The 17,416-nt window shown below is 65.1% G+C and carries 19 protein-coding genes; 18 read left to right on the top strand and 1 reads right to left on the bottom strand.

Translation table 11 applies throughout. The features are described 5' to 3' along the window. Window positions 1–33: 33 nt before the first annotated feature. From F7O44_RS07335 to F7O44_RS07395, 13 genes are all read left to right on the top strand, one after another. On the top strand, window positions 34–1,731 hold the full coding sequence (locus F7O44_RS07335) for a DHA2 family efflux MFS transporter permease subunit (RefSeq protein ID WP_162449580.1): 1,698 nt from the start codon (window positions 34–36) through the stop codon (window positions 1,729–1,731). 170 nt (window positions 1,732–1,901) lie between these two features. Then, window positions 1,902–2,123 carry a hypothetical protein gene (locus F7O44_RS07340; protein WP_162449581.1) on the top strand — a complete coding sequence of 74 codons (222 nt, stop codon included), beginning with the start codon at window positions 1,902–1,904 and terminating at the stop codon, window positions 2,121–2,123. A gap of 98 nt (window positions 2,124–2,221) precedes the next feature. Continuing rightward, window positions 2,222–2,587 (top strand): antibiotic biosynthesis monooxygenase family protein, encoded by a 366-nt coding sequence (locus F7O44_RS07345; RefSeq protein ID WP_162449582.1) that lies wholly within the window; start codon window positions 2,222–2,224, stop codon window positions 2,585–2,587. 337 nt (window positions 2,588–2,924) lie between these two features. Then, the gene (locus tag F7O44_RS07350) at window positions 2,925–4,100 is read left to right on the top strand and encodes an acyltransferase family protein (protein ID WP_162449583.1); all 1,176 of its coding nucleotides are present in this window, start codon (window positions 2,925–2,927) and stop codon (window positions 4,098–4,100) included. Between the two features lie 55 nt (window positions 4,101–4,155). Next, window positions 4,156–5,577, top strand: coding sequence for an NDP-hexose 2,3-dehydratase family protein (locus tag F7O44_RS07355; protein WP_222851157.1), 1,422 nt, complete (start codon window positions 4,156–4,158; stop codon window positions 5,575–5,577). Further along, window positions 5,574–6,596 (top strand): NAD-dependent epimerase/dehydratase family protein, encoded by a 1,023-nt coding sequence (locus tag F7O44_RS07360; RefSeq protein ID WP_162449584.1) that lies wholly within the window; start codon window positions 5,574–5,576, stop codon window positions 6,594–6,596. Before F7O44_RS07355 ends, F7O44_RS07360 begins: the two co-directional genes overlap by 4 nt. After that, on the top strand, window positions 6,593–7,702 hold the full coding sequence (locus tag F7O44_RS07365; protein WP_162449585.1) for an aminotransferase class I/II-fold pyridoxal phosphate-dependent enzyme: 1,110 nt from the start codon (window positions 6,593–6,595) through the stop codon (window positions 7,700–7,702). The genes F7O44_RS07360 and F7O44_RS07365 overlap by 4 nt, the downstream gene beginning before the upstream one ends. Before the next feature lie 62 nt (window positions 7,703–7,764). Further along, window positions 7,765–8,367 (top strand): dTDP-4-dehydrorhamnose 3,5-epimerase family protein, encoded by a 603-nt coding sequence (locus tag F7O44_RS07370; RefSeq protein ID WP_162449586.1) that lies wholly within the window; start codon window positions 7,765–7,767, stop codon window positions 8,365–8,367. Then, entirely contained in the window at window positions 8,364–9,251 is an 888-nt protein-coding gene (gene rfbA, locus F7O44_RS07375) for a glucose-1-phosphate thymidylyltransferase RfbA (protein ID WP_162449587.1), read from the top strand. The genes F7O44_RS07370 and rfbA overlap by 4 nt, the downstream gene beginning before the upstream one ends. Before the next feature lie 15 nt (window positions 9,252–9,266). Beyond that, window positions 9,267–10,268: a dTDP-glucose 4,6-dehydratase gene (gene rfbB, locus F7O44_RS07380; RefSeq protein ID WP_162449588.1), complete on the top strand. Its 1,002-nt coding sequence runs from the start codon at window positions 9,267–9,269 to the stop codon at window positions 10,266–10,268. Between the two features lie 79 nt (window positions 10,269–10,347). Then, entirely contained in the window at window positions 10,348–11,517 is a 1,170-nt protein-coding gene (locus F7O44_RS07385) for a glycosyltransferase (protein ID WP_162449589.1), read from the top strand. A gap of 60 nt (window positions 11,518–11,577) precedes the next feature. Continuing rightward, on the top strand, window positions 11,578–12,123 hold the full coding sequence (locus F7O44_RS07390; protein ID WP_162449590.1) for a GNAT family N-acetyltransferase: 546 nt from the start codon (window positions 11,578–11,580) through the stop codon (window positions 12,121–12,123). Then, a complete protein-coding gene (locus tag F7O44_RS07395) occupies window positions 12,120–12,719 on the top strand; it encodes a flavin reductase family protein (protein WP_174255891.1) in 600 nt (199 codons plus the stop codon). Before F7O44_RS07390 ends, F7O44_RS07395 begins: the two co-directional genes overlap by 4 nt. 48 nt (window positions 12,720–12,767) lie before the next feature. Here the strand turns inward: F7O44_RS07395 and sigJ are convergent, their stop codons facing one another. After that, window positions 12,768–13,712, bottom strand: a complete 945-nt coding sequence (sigJ, locus tag F7O44_RS07400; protein ID WP_162449591.1) for an RNA polymerase sigma factor SigJ — start codon at window positions 13,710–13,712, stop codon at window positions 12,768–12,770. 130 nt (window positions 13,713–13,842) lie between these two features. Between sigJ and F7O44_RS07405 the strand changes: the two genes are divergently transcribed. The 5 genes from F7O44_RS07405 (at window position 13,843) to F7O44_RS07425 (ending at window position 17,412) form a co-directional block, all read left to right on the top strand. Beyond that, complete coding sequence (locus F7O44_RS07405; RefSeq protein WP_162449592.1) at window positions 13,843–14,250, top strand: nitroreductase family deazaflavin-dependent oxidoreductase; 408 nt, start codon at window positions 13,843–13,845, stop codon at window positions 14,248–14,250. A 20-nt stretch (window positions 14,251–14,270) separates the two neighbouring features. Then, the gene (locus F7O44_RS07410; RefSeq protein ID WP_162449593.1) at window positions 14,271–14,579 is read left to right on the top strand and encodes a hypothetical protein; all 309 of its coding nucleotides are present in this window, start codon (window positions 14,271–14,273) and stop codon (window positions 14,577–14,579) included. Between the two features lie 65 nt (window positions 14,580–14,644). Next, on the top strand, window positions 14,645–15,013 hold the full coding sequence (locus tag F7O44_RS07415; RefSeq protein ID WP_162449594.1) for an antibiotic biosynthesis monooxygenase family protein: 369 nt from the start codon (window positions 14,645–14,647) through the stop codon (window positions 15,011–15,013). A 250-nt stretch (window positions 15,014–15,263) separates the two neighbouring features. Further along, a complete protein-coding gene (gene accA / locus F7O44_RS07420) occupies window positions 15,264–16,865 on the top strand; it encodes an acetyl-CoA carboxylase carboxyltransferase subunit alpha/beta (RefSeq protein ID WP_222851158.1) in 1,602 nt (533 codons plus the stop codon). Window positions 16,866–16,989: 124 nt separating this feature from the next. Beyond that, entirely contained in the window at window positions 16,990–17,412 is a 423-nt protein-coding gene (locus F7O44_RS07425; RefSeq protein ID WP_222851159.1) for an acetyl-CoA carboxylase biotin carboxyl carrier protein, read from the top strand. The last annotated feature ends 4 nt before the right edge of the window (window positions 17,413–17,416 follow it).

The raw sequence follows: 17,416 nt of genomic DNA on the forward strand, positions 1-17,416 counted from the left end.
CCCACGGCGCGGTTCGTGGGGAGAGGAGTAACTGTGCTGAAAACGTGGCGCGGCAATCCATGGGCGATCATCGTCGTCCTCTGCCTTGGCTACTTCGCCACCCTGATGGACCTGACGATCGTCAACATCGCGGTCCCTCAGATGACCGACGACCTCAACGCCTCTCTGGACCAGATCCTTTGGGTGTTCAACTCCTACGCGCTGGGACTGGCCGTCCTGCTGATCACCGCGGGACGGCTGGGTGACCTGCTCGGCAAGAAGAACGTGTTCATCGCCGGTGTGGTGGTATTCACGCTGGCGAGTCTCGCCTGCGGTCTGGCCCAGGATCCCGCGCAGCTGATCGCCTTCCGCGCGGTGCAAGGGGTGGGCGGTGCGCTACTGGTACCCCAGACACTGTCCATCATCGCCGACGTATTCCCCGCCTCGAAACGCGGCGCGGCACTGGGTATATGGGGTGCCGTCGCAGGCCTGTCGGCGATCGCCGGTCCGGTGGTGGGCGGCGCTCTGGTCACCTCATTCGACTGGAGATGGATCTTCCTGATCAACGTGCCTATAGGGGTCGCGGTGGTGGCGCTGGCAGGGCCGGTGATTCCCAGATCGATCCGCCAGGCCGGGCACAAGCTGGACATCACCGGTGTGCTGATCGTTTCGATGTCGCTGTTCTGCTTGGCCTTCGGGCTGATCCAAGGGGAACGGTACGGCTGGAACGCCTGGGTTTGGGGGCTACTCGCGCTGAGCGTCGTGCTTTTCCTGGCGTTTGTGGCGCAACAGAGCCGGGTCCAGGACGACGACCCACTCGTGCCGTTCTCGCTGTTCAAGGACCGGGCGTTCTCGATCGTCAACGCGATATCGATCGTGGTGTCGTTCGGGGCCATAGGACTGTTCCTGCCGATGACGGTCTACCTGCAGTCGGTCCTCGGGTTCAGCGCTGTCAAGACCGGCGGAGTGCTCTTGCCGATGGCGATCGGCGGACTGATCGTCGCCGTCCCAGCCGGGGTGTTGTCCGAGCGGTACGGCGGCAAGTACGTCCTGATAGCCGGGCTGTCGACCTTCGGTATCGGCTTGGCTTGGTTGGTGGCTGTCGCGCAGACGGATTCGACTTGGACGGCGTTCATCGCGCCGTTCTTCGTCGTCGGGCTCGGTTCGGGGTGCAGTTTCACACCGATGGCATCGGAGGTCATGCGTAAGGTACCGGCGCATCTCAACGGGGCCGCCTCAGGCGTGAATAACGCGATGCGGCACGTCGGCGCCGTACTGGCTGGAGCCGTGATCGGCGCGGTCCTGCAGAACCGGCTCGCTGCGTCGCTGACCAGTCAGGCCAATGAGCACGCGGCAGCGCTGCCGGAAGAGTACCGGGAAGGTTTCATCGCGGGGTTCGCCGAATCCGGCGCCGAAGGCCTCAACGTGGGCGCGAGTGGTGCCAGCAGTGTCGGCGTGCCCGAGGGGATGCCGGATGCCGTCGCCGCGGAGATTCAGGCCGTCGCCGGTCAGGTCTTCGCCGAAGGGTACGTTGCGGCGCTGACGCCGACGCTGCTCGTAGCCGTCGCCGCGCTGGCCGCCGGTGTGCTGGGGTGCTTCGCGCTCAAGGCCTACACCGGCCCGGTGGCGAATCCCTACGGGCTGCCCGTGGTCGATGACGCCGAGCCGGGTTCCGCTGAACATGAGCTGGAGGAGACGGCTGAGCCGGCGCCAACGGTCTCCACGGCTGACAACACCGGCTCAGGACACTAGTTTCCGGCTTTCGGTGTTCAGCCATCCGGCTGGCTGCTTGCTCCGAAGATGCCCCGGGCGACGATCGCGTCGCCCGGGGCATCTCCTTGTTGTGCCGGCGAAACCCCGCTCACGTACCGAAGTTCTCGTGGCCGTGCACGCGGGTCTCTCAAACCCTGGGGAGGGATCGTATGAATCTTGTGGTTACCCGGGCCGAACCGGTGCCGGGATCCGACCCCTGGCTGGCGCTGGGACGAGTCGGCGTCACCGCGGCCGGCCTCTTCAGCAAGGCGAAACGAGCCAAGGACTCCAGCGACCTGCTGGATCACGCCGACGTGATCGTCGGGTTGGCCGCACTCGCCATCGTCTTCGCCAAGTGGCGGCGGCAACGCCGTGAACAGCAATTCCATTGACGGGCACCGCTACGGGGCACTCGTCCCGCGCTGTCCGGTCAACAGATTCACAGGCCCGGTGCCGAAAGGGCCGGCAATTCTGAGAAGGGAATCGTGCCATGAAAATCGACGAAATGGACCCGTCGGTCCCGATGATCAGTCAGCTTCAGCAGGAAACCGGTCCGGTGACACTGATCAATACCGTATTCGTCCCGCGCGAGAATCGAGACGAATTCCTGGAGCTGTGGCGCGATGACGCGTCGTTCATGAAAGCGCAGCCGGGCTTCATCTCCACCCAGCTGCACCAGGGGACAGCCGACAGCCAGATGATGGTCAATGTCGCCGTCTGGGAGTCGACGGAGTCGCTGTTCCGGGCCTTCTCCAACCCCGAGTTTCAGCAGAAGAGCGCGAAGTATCCGGACGGGATAATCGCCTACCCACACGTATACGAGAAAGTCGCAGTCGACGGCGTGTGTACCGCCTAGTTGGCACCGGAACCGGCTGCACCATCTCGAGCCGGAAGCCGACGCGGAGAAGCATCGCCGGAGTCGCATCAGCCCGTGTTCCGGACAACGTCACGCGCAGGACCTTCTAGCGGCACCTCCGCATTCGTCCATGCGTGCCACGGGCAGGTTTGGCCACAAGCCGCGCCTGCCTGATGGTTCGGCGGCCGCCGGCGAACCTGGACGGCCGCATCTTTGGCGCCCGGGGCACGGGCTGGCTGCGAAGCATGCCCGGAACCGAGCCGGGCCGACGAAGCGCTGGAGGTACAGCTGGCGCCGAACACTCCTTCATTCATTTCTTCTATGACGGGGCCCTACCATGAGCAGCGTATCCAACCGCCCGAACCAACTACGGTCATTAACCGGCTACCGCTTCCTGCTGGCATCGGCTGTCGTTTTCGGTCATGTCATCTTCATGTCAGGCATCTTCACGTTCGACCATCCGGTGATGGAGGCGAACCGGCTGTCCATCATGCTTGCTGCCGGGGCCGTCTCATCGTTCTTCATTCTCAGCGGTTTCGTCCTCACGTGGTCTAGACGCGACAGTGACACAACACGTGGGTTCTACCGGCGACGGATCGTCAAAATCTTTCCGAACCACGTCGTCACTCTTGGCTTGATGCTGATCTTGTTATGGGTGACGACCGCTCCCTCTCCATTGCCGGTGCAGGAACCGACACTGGGGGAAGGTGTGGCGAATCTCCTGCTCGTCCATACCTGGTACCCGGACCTCGGTTACGTCAGCGGAGGCACGAGTGTGACCTGGTCGCTCGCGTCCGAGATGTTCTTCTACCTGCTCTTTCCGCTGATCATCGGACCGTTGTGCGCCATCCGGGCGAGGAACCTGTGGGCTGTGACTCTGGGAGTCGCAGCGCTGGTGGTCTCCGTTCCCGCACTGGCCACCTTCGTCACCTCCAATGAGGCCGACCCGATGCTGTTCGGGATGTCGATGTCGGTCGAATACTGGTGGCTGATCTACTTCTTCCCGCCGGTGCGGCTCCTGGAATTCGTTCTCGGCATCCTGCTGGCACGTGTGGTGCTCACGGGCCAATGGCCGACGTCGCAGCTGCTCTGGCCGGTCCTGGGCCTCGTCGCAGTGCTCGCCGCCGAGCCCGTCATGCCGGACGGGTATCTGTGGGGAGCGGCGACCTGCCTGCCCGCCGCCGCAATGATCTGCACACTGGCTATGCGTGATCTGGACGGGCAGGGGACGCCGCTCGCCCGGCCACCGATGGTCCGGTTCGGAGAGGCGTCCTACGCCCTGTATGTGGTGCATATGCCGGTCATCTATGCGATCCGGCACCTGGCCGGACCGGAGGAGATTGTCGGTTCGTTCGAGGCGGTCTTGCTCGCCGTGGCCATGTTCGTGGCGTCGGTACTGGCAGCGCTCGTCCTCTGGCGCACCGTCGAAGTGCCGATGATGCGCCGCTTCGCGCGGCCGCGCACCCCCGAGCATCCCGAGCCCGTCGCCACCTTGCCGGTGCCGCCGCGCTGATGCGTCCCGTGCCGGCGCCCGAGCGAAAGGGCGGCCGGCGCCAGGAGGTTCAATCATGAGTATGCCCAGCACGGCGCTGCGGGTGGGCGAGCCGCTCGAGCTTGAGGACTTCGAACTCGCCCTGAGCCACGCCCGCAGCCACATCTATACCCGCACCGAACAGGTAGCGCTGGCTGATCTGGACGGATGGTACCGGGATTCGTACACGGGGTACTGGCATCATCGCAGTGGCCGGTTCTTCTCGATCGAAGGGGTGCGTTTCCGCACGGACCGCGGCCCGATCAGCGAATGGTGCCAGCCGATCGTCAATCAACCCGAGACCGGGATCTTGGGGCTCCTGATCAGCCGGCGGGCCGGCGTTACCTACTGCCTGATGCAGCTGAAGGCGGAGCCGGGCAACCGGGGAGGAATCCAGCTCTCACCTACCGTGCAGGCCACCCGGAGCAACTACACGGGAGTGCACGGGGGATCGGCCGTTCCCTACTTGGAACATTTCCGGGACGCACCAGCGGCCCGGGTGCTGGCCGATGTCCGGCAATCCGAGCAAGGTGCCTGGTTCCTGCGTAAACGGAACCGCAACATGATCGTCCTCGCGGACGATCTGGTTCCAGCTCAGGAGGGATTCGTATGGCTGAGCACCGGACAGTTGCTCCGGCTGCTCAGCCGGCCTGACCTGGTCAACATGGACACCCGCACAGTCCTGTCCTTGCTGCCCATGGCGGCAGCCGCTCTCCGGGAAGGTGCGGACGGGCTGCGCGCGGCAGAAAGCACCATGGAGAACTGGGAGGAAGCACTCGCGGACGCTTGCGCCGGGGGTGCCAGCCGTCACTCCGACCGTGAACTGCGGCATTGGATCACCGACGTGCGTGCACGGACCGCCGCGGTGACGACTGCCGCGCCGATGCGTGCGCTGACCGGCTGGCGACACGGCGACGGCAGCATCCGGCACGAAACCCGAGCATTCTTCGAGGTGATCGGTGTGCGAGTGGAGGCTGCTGGCCGGGAGGTGGGGCAGTGGTGCCAGCCGATGCTGGCCACGAGGGAAGACGGCATCGTCGCATTCCTCGTCACCCGGATCGGCGGGGTTCCGCATGTCCTGCTCCAGCTGCGTACGGAGCCAGGCCTGACCGACGTCGCTGAACTGGCACCCACAGTGCAGTGCACACCGGGCAACTACGAGTTTCTTCCATCGGCAGCCCGTCCGCCGTTCCTCGATGACGTGCTGAACGCTCCTTCAGGGGCGATCCGGTTCGATACGACGCTGTCGGACGAAGGCGGGCGGTTCTACCGGATCAGCAATCGCCACCTGATCGTCGAGACCGGGAATGCCGGTGAGTATCCGGGCTTCCGCTGGGCGTCGGTGCGTCAGCTGATCGGGCTGCTGCGGCACTCGAATTACCTCAATATCCAGACGCGCAGCCTGGTCGCCTGCCTCTACAGCCTGCTCGCCACGTCCGCCGAAGGGAGCCGGACATGACCACATCAATCCCGCATCCGGGTGACGCGACGCGGCCACTGGTCACCGTGCTCGGGGCCACCGGATTCGTCGGCTCAGCCGTCATGGCCCGGCTGAGTCGGCGCGACTTTCGTCTCCGGGCCGTGGCACGTCGTCCTCTGGAGCCGCCTATCGCCGGGTCCGCTGAGCTGGAGACGATCTCGGTCGACATCACCGAGGCAGGAGCACTGGCCTCCGCCGTCGAAGGTTCCGATGTGATCGTCCACCTGCTGTTGTGCGAGGGAGGCTGGCGAGCCGCCGGTGAGCCCGGCGGAGAGCGCGTCAATGTCGGTGTGATGCGCGAGCTCGTCGACATCTGCCGCTCCAGCCAAGGACCTGCTCCCGTGGTCGTGTACGCGGGCGCGGCGTCTCAGGTAGGGGTACCGCCCCGGGAGCCGCTGGACGGCACCGAAGCAGACCGCCCGGCCACCGTCTACGACCAGCAGAAGGTCGTCGCCGAAAGGCTGCTTCTGGACGCCACCGAAGCCGGCTGGATGCGTGGTGTGAGCCTGCGTCTGCCCACGATTTTCGGTGCCTCTCCAGGCGCCGCCGACCGCGGTGTCGTCGCGGCCATGGTGCGACGGGCGCACGCGGGGGAGGCGCTGACGATGTGGCACGACGGTTCCGTCCGCCGCGACCTGGTGGACGTCTCGGACATCGCGGTCGCCTTCGAGGCAGCCGTGGACCACGCCGACCGGCTAGCCGGAGCGTCGTGGCTGGTGGGTGCCGGCGACGGGGTCCCCCTCGGGGAGGTCTTCGGGATGATCGCCAGGGCCGTCTCAGAGCGGACGGGAAGCCCACCTGTCCCGGTGGTATCCGTGGAACCGCCAGAACACGCCCCAGAAACCGACTTCCGCAGCGTCACCATCGATGCGACGGCGTTCCGGGCGGTGACCGGCTGGCAGCCGCGGATGGCGCTACGAGACGGGATCGACCGGCTGGCCGCGGACGAAGTGCGCCACGCATGTCGTGGATACCACGCGAAAAGAGGAGCAGCGTGACTACCTACGTATGGGACTATCTGCCGGAGTACGAGGCCGAACGTTCCGACATCCTGGATGCCGTCGACCAGGTCTTCTCGTCCGGTCGGCTGGTGCTGGCCGAGAGCGTGCGCAGTTTCGAGAACGAGTTCGCGACCTACCACGGCGTCGAGCACTGTGTGGGCGTCGACAACGGCACCAACGCGATCAAGCTGGCCTTGCAGGCTTTGGGCATCGGTCCCGGAGACGAAGTCATCACCGTCTCCAACACGGCCGCACCCACAGTGGTGGCGATCGACGCGACCGGTGCCACGCCGGTCTTCGTCGATGTGCGCGACGAGGACTTCCTGATGGACGTCACGCAGATTGAGTCCGTGATCACCAGTCGGACCAGGTGCGTGCTGCCGGTTCACCTCTACGGTCAGTGCGTCGATCTCGAGCCGATCCGCGAACTGTGCGATCGCCGCGGACTCGTATTGCTCGAAGACTGCGCCCAGGCGCACGGCGCACGGCGCAACGGCCGGCTGGCTGGAACGCTGGGGGAAGCCGCGGCCTTCTCCTTCTATCCCACCAAGGTGCTCGGTGCCTACGGCGACGGCGGCGCCGTACTCGCGTCGAGTGAGGAAGCCGACGCCGCTCTTCGCCGGCTTCGGTTCTACGGCATGGAGAAGGTGTACTACACCGTACAGACGCCGGCACACAACAGCCGGCTGGACGAGGTGCAGGCTGAGATCCTGCGGCGTAAGCTCACTAGGCTCGACAGCTACATAGCCGGCCGCCGACAGGTTGCTCGTGCATACGCGGAAGCGCTGGCGGACACCGAACTGGTCCTTCCACGAACGGCGCCGGGCAACGACCACGTCTACTACGTGTACGTAGTGCGTCATCCACGCAGGGACGAGATCGTCGAGCGGCTCAAGGACTACGACATCCACGTCAACATCAGCTATCCGTGGCCGATCCACACCATGACTGGATTCGCCCGGCTCGGATACGAGAAGGGTTCGCTGCCGGTGACTGAACGGTTGGCCGAGGAGATCTTCTCGTTGCCGATGTATCCCTCGCTACCCGCCGGGTTGCAAGACAAGATCATCACCGCCGTCCGCGAAGTCCTGGCCACACTCTGACGGCAACCGTCCGGTCTGCCGTCAGCCGGATAGCGCTCCAGTCTGACTGAGAGGTAACTATCATGAAGGTACGTGCGCTCGAGGTGGATGGGGCAGTGGAATTCACGCCGCAGGTCTACCCCGACGAACGTGGCCTGTTCGTCGCACCGTTCCAGGGTGCCGCGTTCTCAGAGGCCACTGGGCTGACGATGCTACTGGCACAGTCAAACCACAGCCGGTCCCGTCGCGGCGTCGTACGCGGGATCCACTTCACCAGAACCCCACCCGGCTGCGCCAAGTACGTGTACTGCGCACGGGGGGCGGCCCTGGACATCGTTGTCGACCTCAGGGTCGGCTCACCGACCTTCGGCCGGTGGGACTCGGTGCTGATGGATCAGCTCGATTTGCGCGCCATGTACTTCCCCGTTGGAGTCGGCCATGCGTTCGTGGCGCTGGAAGACGACACGGTGATGTCCTACATGATCACCAGCGGCTATGTACCCGACGACGAGCTGGCCATCTCGGTCCTCGACCCCGAGCTGGCGCTGCCGATTCCGGACGATATCGATCCTGTTCTGTCCGAACGGGATAAGGACGCGATGAGTTTCTCGACGGCTGCTGAACAGGGCCTGTTGCCTGAGTACGCCCGCTCCCAGGAGATCGCACACCGGTGGAGCCTGCGATGAAGGGCATCCTGCTGGCCGGTGGCAGCGGCACGCGGTTGCGGCCCCTCACCGGTGCTCTCTCCAAGCACGTGCTGCCGGTCTACGACAAGCCGATGATCTACTACCCGCTGTCCGTTCTGATGCTGGCCGGTATCCGAGATATATTGCTGATCACCAACCCGGACGATACCGAGGTGTTTCAGTCCATTCTCGGCGACGGCAGGCGACTCGGGCTGCGTCTCGAGTACGCCGAGCAGCCGGAGCCCAAAGGTATCGCCGAGGCTCTGGTCATCGGCGCCGACTTCACCGGTGACGACCAGGTCGCACTGGTGCTGGGTGACAACATGTTCCACGGCCCGCGATTCACCAAACTCCTTGACGACAGTGTTCGTGACCTGAACGGATGTGCGCTGTTCGGTTATCGGGTACGTGACCCACGCCAGTACGCGGTGGGCGAGATCGACGAGTCCGGGCGGTTGCTCACCCTGGAGGAGAAGCCCGTTCGGCCCCGGTCTGATCTGGCGGTCACGGGCCTGTACATGTACGACGCCGACGTGGCCGGGATCGCCAAGAACCTGACTCCGTCGGCTCGCGGTGAACTGGAAATCACCGATGTGAACCGGGCCTACCTTGCGCAGGGCCGGGCGCATCTCACCGAACTGGGACGCGGGTTCGCGTGGCTCGACATGGGAACTCACGAGTCCCTGCTTCAAGCGGGTCAGTACGTCCACCTGCTCGAACAGCGACAGGGGGTGCGCATCGCGTGCCTGGAGGAGGTCGCCCTGAACCGCGGATTCATCGGAACCGCGCAATGCCGGCGGCTGGGCGAGCAGATGCCCGGTACCGCATACGGGACCTACGTGTGCGAAGTCGCCGAGCGCTATACCGCGGCGCCGGCAGCATGAGCGAGGAGTCGTCCGATGCGTATATTCGTCGCCGGGGGAGCCGGATTCGTAGGCTCTCACTTCGTCCGCCAGTTGCTCGCCGACGCGTACCCGGCACTGGGCCGCGCGCACGTGCTGGTGCTGGACAAACTGACCTATGCCGGGAACCTCGCCAATCTGGAGGCTGTGGCTGACCACCCGCGCCTGGACTTCGTTCAGGGCGACGTTTGTGACTCTGCGCTGGTCACCAGTTTGATGCGGGACGTCGCGCTGACGGTGAACTTCGCCGCCGAGACCCATGTGGACCGTTCGATCCACGACGCGGAGGCGTTCGTGCGGACCAATGTGCTGGGTGCGCAGACGTTGTTCCGGTGTGCCGTCGAGGCCGGCGTGCGCAGACTCGTCCATATCTCCACCGACGAGGTCTACGGATCGATCGAGGTGGGGTCCTGGCCGGAGGACCATCAGTTGGCGCCGAACTCGCCGTATGCGGCGTCGAAAGCCGCGGCCGACATGCTCGCGCTGGCCTACCACCGAACCCACGGTCTCGATGTCCGGGTCACGCGATGCTCCAACAACTACGGGCCGTATCAGTACCCCGAGAAGATCATCCCCCTGTTCGTGTCGAACCTCCTGGACGGACTGACCGTTCCGCTGTACGGGGACGGCCGGAACCTGCGTGACTGGGTACACGTCGACGACCATTGCCGGGCTATCGCGCTCGTCGCGGACCGGGGCCGGGCCGGGCATATCTACAACGTCGGAGGCGGGACCGAGCTGTCCAATGTCGATCTGGTCGAGCACTTGTTGGGGTTGCTCGGCCGGGACTGGTCGGCCGTACGACGGGTGGCGGACCGGCCCGGGCACGATCGACGCTATTCGGTGGACACCAAGAAGATCGCCGCGCTGGGTTTCCACCCACACGTCGACTTCCGTGAAGGACTAGCGGCGACCGTGCGGTGGTATCGGGAGAATCGCGCCTGGTGGGAGCCGCTGAAAGCACTCGTCCAGCGCGAGCCTGCTCCGCTGCACTTCTGACACAGTCCCCGGCTCCGCAATCTGTTCGAACGAATCGCCACAGCCCCTGCCGGGACCACACCATCGACAAGGAGACGTCATGCGTATTCTGTTCACCACCTCTCCCACGTTCTCCCACACCACACCCTTGATTCCGCTCGCGCAGGCGGCGCAACTGGCCGGTCATCAGGTCATTTTCGCTGGAGGCGAGATCACCAGGCGAACCGCGACCGGCGCGGGACTTGCGGTCTTGGACCCCGCGCCCGGCCAGGACGTGGCCGAGCCGCATCGTAGTTTTCTGGCCGATCCCGCCAACTTTGATCTGCCTCCGGACAAGGCGGTCGGCGCATTCGTCGGAATGTTGTCGCGGATCGGGCAGACGATGCTTCCGGGGCTCGTGTCCGCTGCCCGCGACTGGAAAGCCGACGTCGTCGTGACCCCGGCGTGGATGCCCTGGGGATTACTCGCCGCACGCGTCGCGGGCGCTCTCGGCGTCGTGCATGGCATCGGTATGCGGTACCCGACCGTTCCCTGGATGACGGATGAGCTGCCGGATGCCGTCACACGGCACGGTGTCACCGAATTCCCGGAGCATGGTGACGTTGAGGTCAGCCTCAGCCCGGAATCGCTCGACCAGCTCAGCCCGATCTCGCCCGGCGAGGTTCCGTATCCGGTGCTGAGCATGCGTCCTTGCACCTACAACGGTTCTCAGGAGGTACAACCCTGGGTGCTGCGCAAAGAACGCGCCACGCGGATCGCGGTCACGATGGGCACCACGTCGGCCGACCGCGGTTGGCCAGAAGTCCTCGAGGCCGTAGTGCACGGAGCGGCCGATCTCGACGCAGAGGTTGTTCTCGCCACCGGCGGCGTCGATGTGTCGTCGATCATCGGCCCGGTGCCGGACTCGGTCCGCGTGGTCGACTTCGTTCCGCTGAACATCCTGCTCAGTGACTCCGACGCGATCGTCCATCACTCCGGTATGAGTTCCATGTTTTCGGCATTCTGCGCGGGCGTTCCGCAGGTCGCGCTACCGCGGGCGGTGGGGGACGGGCCGATCAACGCTCACATCATCAACAGCCGAGGCGTAGGAACCGCGGTCAGCCGTCCGGAAGTGACTCCAGAGCTGATCAGCAAGGCACTGCGTGAAGTCGTCGATGTGCCGGACTACCGTGCAGCCGCGGCGGACCTGGTACAGGAGATGGCCGCCATGCCCGCGCCGCAGGACGTTGTGGCACAGATCGCTGACCTGGTTGAGGCACGCGAGCGGTGAGAGGCGCCGGCCAACCGATTTCAGTGGCTCACTGCCAGCCGACAAGGGAACGGAGGAACCGTGCCGACGACACGACAAGCCACGCCGGCTGATGCCGCGCGCATGACCGAGCTCATGGTGATCATGCACGACACCATCGGCGGTCCGCATCGCCGCGGCCCGTGGATCCAGGCTTGTGAGGAAGTTACCCGAGACCGGCTGATGAACGACCCGGCCTTGGTGGCCTATGTGACCGAGATAGAGGACTCTGAGATCGTGGCATTCGCGACCGGCGAGTTACGTCGGCGATTCCCGGGGCCGACGGCGATCGCGCCGATCTACGGCTACGGAATTACCGGCGGTACCGATCCGGATCATCGGCATCGGGGCTACTTCAAGGCATGTTGGGGTGCGGTGATCGATCACCTGGTGGCGCTCGGATGTGAACGCATCAGCATCTTCTCCTCGGAGCAGGCCGAGCCGATCCATCGCAAGATGGGCTTTGAACGGCACGACGGCTGGCCGGTGCCGATGAATCTGTATGTCGATGCCCGGAATGGGGAGCCTGGCGGAGACTCAGTGGGGGCCGGCCCGCTGCGGGGCGTCGACGGGGAGGGCAGCCGATGAAGGGCACGAAGGTCAGCACCAGACCGAATACGAAGGGGACCTCCGGGGTGGGGGCGCCGGATCGGGTCTTGGGGCATCAGTCCGCACCCATCGACGGGAAGATACTTCGGGGTATCTGCGGGCTGTTCGTCACCGGAGTCACCGTTATCACGAGCGGGACCGGTGACGCCGTCGACGGGACAACGGTGAACTCGTTCACCTCGGTCTCCATCGACCCGCCGCTGGTCTTGTTCTGCCTGCATCGTGACTCCCGGCTACGTGCGGTGGTCAAAGAGACGGGAGCGTACGTGGTCAATTTCCTGACTGGCCCGCAGGAACGGGTGGCACGGGCCTTCGCCACCCGTGACACGGCGGCGATCCAGGATGTGGAGGCACACCCTTCGGTGTCGGGGGTGCCGGTGCTCAGCGACGCGCTGGCGTTCCTTTCCTGCCGGCTGGTGGACGAGCTCGAGGGTGGTGACCATGTCATCTTCCTTGCCGAGGTAGTGGACCTCGGCGCCCTTCGCCAGCACCATGATCCGCTGATCTTCTTCCGTGGGGCGTTGGGAGCGCTCGCGGATGAGCCGGCGCCTGGTCATCCGATCTGGGACGGCTGATGACCTCGGCCTCTGGCGGTCCGGGACGTAAGCAGTGAGGCGAGGAGTTCACGACGACAACGATGCGATGTGAGCAAGTTTGTCCGGGTTCGTGATGCCATAGATCCCGCTGATCTTGTCGCCCTCCGGAGTCAGGTCCAGGACGAGAACCGCCCATAGGTCGTCCCCGTCGTACAGCAGGATGCTCGGGTCTCCGTTGGCGCGGCGGTAGTGCATGCTGATTCCCGCGAATGGACGACGGGCAAAGCCTGCCAGCAGCCGGGCAACCTTGTCCCGCCCGTGAATCGGCCGGCTGGCAGCCTGCCCCTTGCCGCCGCCGTCAACCCATAGCGTCACCTCGGGCGCGAGGATGTTCACCAGGTTCGTGAGATCGCCGCCCAGAGCGGCGGCGATGAACTGCTGGGTGACCTTGTCCTGGGTGTCCGGATTGGTCTCGTACCGGGGGCGCCGGGCCTGAATGTGCTTTCGTGCACGATGAGCGATCTGGCGGACCGACTCGGGCTTGCGATCGAGGATGGCCGCGATCTCGGTGTGGGCGTATCCGAACGCCTCGTGCAGGACGAAAACTGCGCGCTCGAGCGGGGCGAGGGTCTCCAGCACGACCAGCAAGGCCATCGAAACGGACTCGGTTTGCATTGCCGACTCGACGACGTCCGGTTCGGACTCGTGGTCGGAAACCAGAGGTTCGGGCAGCCAGGGACCCACGTAGGTCTCCTTTCGGCGACTGATCAGTTCTTGCTGGGTCAGCGCCTGGTTGACCGCGATCCGCACGAGGTACGCGCGCGGATTGCCGATCTCCTGATTGTTCAGCCGCTTGTTCTGACGGCTCCACGCCACCCAGGTCTCCTGGAGTACTTCCTCGGTATCGGCGATGCTGCCCAGCAGATTGTGCACGACGGAGAAGAGCAGCCGCCGATGCTGGACGAACACCTCGGTGGCCACGTCCGCCTGGGTCGAGTCCTCTTGTTGCGAGCGTGCCCAACTCTCAGTCATGCGATCTCCTCCTCGTGACCATGAGTCTGCCCGAACATCACCGAACGTGACATCGCTGGTTGATATGTGACGTAGATCTCATCGATGGTCGGATGCCACGTACCTAGACAACCAAGACAGGAGCGAAGGGATGTCGATTCGCCGACGGCTGGCGCGGTTCAACCGTGCCTTCGCCAACCGACTGGTCGGAGCGGTGATCACGCGACTACCGGGATTCGGCATGCTGCGCCACCGTGGCCGCCGATCCGGACTCGGGTACCGCACGCCGGTGAAGATTTTCCGGCGTGGAGCAAGCTATATCATCTCGCTGCCGTACGGTGCGGACTCGGACTGGGTGAAGAACGTGCTGGCAGCCGGAGAATGCGAGCTCGTGACGCGTGGCCGCAACGTTCGTCTAGCGGAGCCCGAAGTTTATGAAGCAGGATCGGAGCCGGCTATTCCGGCTCCGATTCGGATGATTCTCCGGTGGGTCAACGCCACCCAATACCTGGCCATGAAGCCGGTATCCGGGGCTTTGCCTGTGGGGGAGGGCGAGTGACGAGCGGAGCCAGGGCAGAGATGACAGCGGTTCTGGTCCTGGGGCGTTCCCGGCAGATCGTCGACACCGTCGTGGCGATGATCGAGGATTCGGGGTTCGGTGCTTGTGGTGTGACGACCGTGGCTGCCGCCCGGGCCGCCTTGGAGAAGGGATCGGTGAGCACGCTCGTCATCGGCGCCGGTGTGGATCTGTTCTTCGGAACAAGATTGCGTCGGCGTGCCGAGGCCCTCGGGGTCCGAGTGATCCGGGCGAGGCCCGGGAACAGCTCTCCGCAGGCATATGTCCGAGAGGAGGTCATTCCCACGCTCCTTCACGACGGCCAGCGCTGACGGCCGGCCGCAGCCGTGCCGCAGATGCGGCCGGTGTTCCTAGCGATAGAAAGGCGGGAACCAGAATGGTCGAGGTTAAAGGTCTGGACTCGGCGGCACCGTTCGAGGCTCAGCTTCAGGAGACGACAGGGCCGGTGGTCCTCATCAACGTCTTCCGGGTGCCAGAGGGCACGATGGACGAGACGATGGCCAAGTGGCGTGAAGACGCCGAGTTCATGAAAGCTCAGCCGGGTTACATCTCGGCGCAACTTCACAAAGGGACCGGGGACAGCCAGTTACTGGCCAACATCGCGGTGTGGGAGTCCACGGAGCACCTGGTGAAGGCGTTCTCCGACCCTGAGTTCCAAGCGAAACACGACGGCTGGCCGGAAGGCACCGTCATCTACCCACACCTGTTCGAGAAGGTCGCCGTCAGCGGTATCTGCCTGGACTGAGGTTCTGAGATTCATTTCAGTATTCAGGAACCGAAGAGGGGGCCAACCGGCCCCGGCCGGTGCGCGCGTTCCCGGACGCCCGAGCATGGCGTCCGGGAACGACGCCGACGAGGGAGGGTTGTCACTGATGCCGCAGCTGAACACGGTGGAGTCGCCGGCGTGGGTTTTGTGTGCGAACTGCCAGGCGATCATTTATTCGAAGCGGTGGCGCAAATGCCATCGGGTATGCCCCGAGTGCGAGCACCACGGCATGGTGGACGCTCGGACTCGTTTGGAGCAGCTGGCCGATCCGGGGAACATTCGGCTGCTCGACGCTCCTGTGACGGGCACTCCGGACGCGTTGCGTTTCGTGGACACGATGCCGTACGGCCAGCGCCTGGCCGAGGCCCGCGCCCGCACCGGCTTGGACGAGACGATGCTCAGCGCACAGATCTCGATCGAGGGTGTTCCTGCGGTCGTGGTGGTGATGGACTTCCGCTTTCTGGGCGGCAGCCTTGGCGCGACGGCGGGCAATATCCTCGTCAACGCCGCCGAAGTGGCGCTCGAGCGTGGTCTGCCGCTCATCGCGGTCACGGCGTCGGGCGGAGCAAGGATGCAGGAGGGCGCCGTCGCGCTCATGCAGATGGCTCGGGCGAGCGCTGCATGGGCGCGGATGGACGAGGCCGGGCTGCTCACCGTCTCGGTGATCACCGATCCCACCTACGGCGGTGTCGCGGCGTCGTTCGCGACGCTGTCCGATGTTCTCATCGGTGAGAAAGGTGCTCGCCTCGGTTTCGCCGGACGGCGCGTCATCGAACAGACGATCCGGGCCGAGCTCCCGCGAGACTTTCAAACGGTGGAGTCGTTTCTCCAACGCGGCTTCGTCGACATGGTCGTCTCACGTCGTTCATTACGCGGCGAGCTGGCTACGTTGCTGCGAGCGGGTCGTGGTGCTGTGGGGGCTGGTCGTGACCTCGACACGATGGGCGACCCGACGTGGGAGCACTCGGCTTGGGTGCCTGACGAGGAGCCGTGGGAGCAGGTACGGCTGGCCCGCGACCTTCGCCGCCCGACGATCCGTGACTACATCGCGCTGGTCTTCGATGACTTCATCGAGCTGCACGGAGACCGGTTGTTGGGTGACTGTCCGGCGATGATCGCCGGGTTGGCCCGGTTGGGTGCGCAGCCGGTGGCGCTGGTCGGCCAGCGCAAGGGGCATACGCTGGCGGAGCTGGCCGAGCACAATTTCGCCATGCCGTTCCCCTCCGGATACCGCAAGGCCGCCCGGGTCATGCGGTTGGCCGCGAAGCTGGGGCTGCCGATTATCACGCTCGTCGACACTCCGGGAGCGTACCCGGGAGCAGAAGCCGAAGAGCAGGGTCAAGCCAGCGCTATCGCGGAGAACCTCCGGCTGATGATGTCGCTGCCGGTTCCGGTGATCAGCGTGATCACCGGTGAAGGAGGCAGCGGGGGAGCCCTGGGTATCGCGGCGGCCAATCGGGTCCTGATCTGGGAGCACGCCATCTATTCCGTGATCAGCCCTGAGGGTTGCGCGTCGATCCTCTGGAAGGACTCCGCGCGAAGCCCAGATGCGGCTGCCGCGCTGCGGCTGAGTGCGAGACACCTCCTGCGCCTCGGGGTGGTCGACGGCGTGCTACCTGAGCCGGAAGGTGGGGTCGGTGCGGATCCGCCGACTGCCGCGGCGAGGCTTCGCCGCGCGCTCCACGCAAGTCTGGCGATGTACTCCGAAATGGATGGCGCGCAACTACGCAGCCAGCGTCATGGGCGGTTCGCCCGTTTCGGCCACCTCGACGCCACGGCGTTGTCCAACGGCCTCGTCGGCCAGGGGGTTCGTCATGCGCAGGCGACGTGATCAGGTTCGGTCTGAACGGAGCGACCGTACTGATCGGGAAGTACACGCTGCTGGTCAGGCAACCCTCGAACTGCTCGCCTCGCTGGCCGATCGACCTGGACGGCTCTGTGTGCGGACCCGGGACGTGACGATCGAGCTCGACTGGCGGGCCTCGCCGGCTGAAGCCGGCTTATCGGTAGCGCACGTGGCAGCGCCCCAAACAGCCACGCAAGCCTTGACGCCGCCTTCTCACCCGCTGGAAGGGGCTGAATCGGGGGCGGGTGAACCCGCTGCCGCACCGGCGGTGGATGCCGATGACCGGCAGTACCACGTCTGTGCTCCGAGCGTCGGCACCTTCTATCAATCACCGGAGCCGGGGGCGGCACCCTTCGTCTCGGTCGGCAACACGGTCACCGCCGGTCAGCAGGTAGGGATCGTAGAGGTGATGAAGCTGATGATCCCGGTCGAGGTGGAACGGGCCGGCCGAGTGATCGACGTATTGGTTGACGACGGGCATGCCGTGGAACACGGCCAGCGCCTCGTGGCGCTCGCCCCTCTCGACGACTAGACAC

Source organism: Phytoactinopolyspora mesophila (assembly GCF_010122465.1).
In the GTDB taxonomy this organism is placed as follows: Bacteria; Actinomycetota; Actinomycetes; order Jiangellales; family Jiangellaceae; genus Phytoactinopolyspora; species Phytoactinopolyspora mesophila.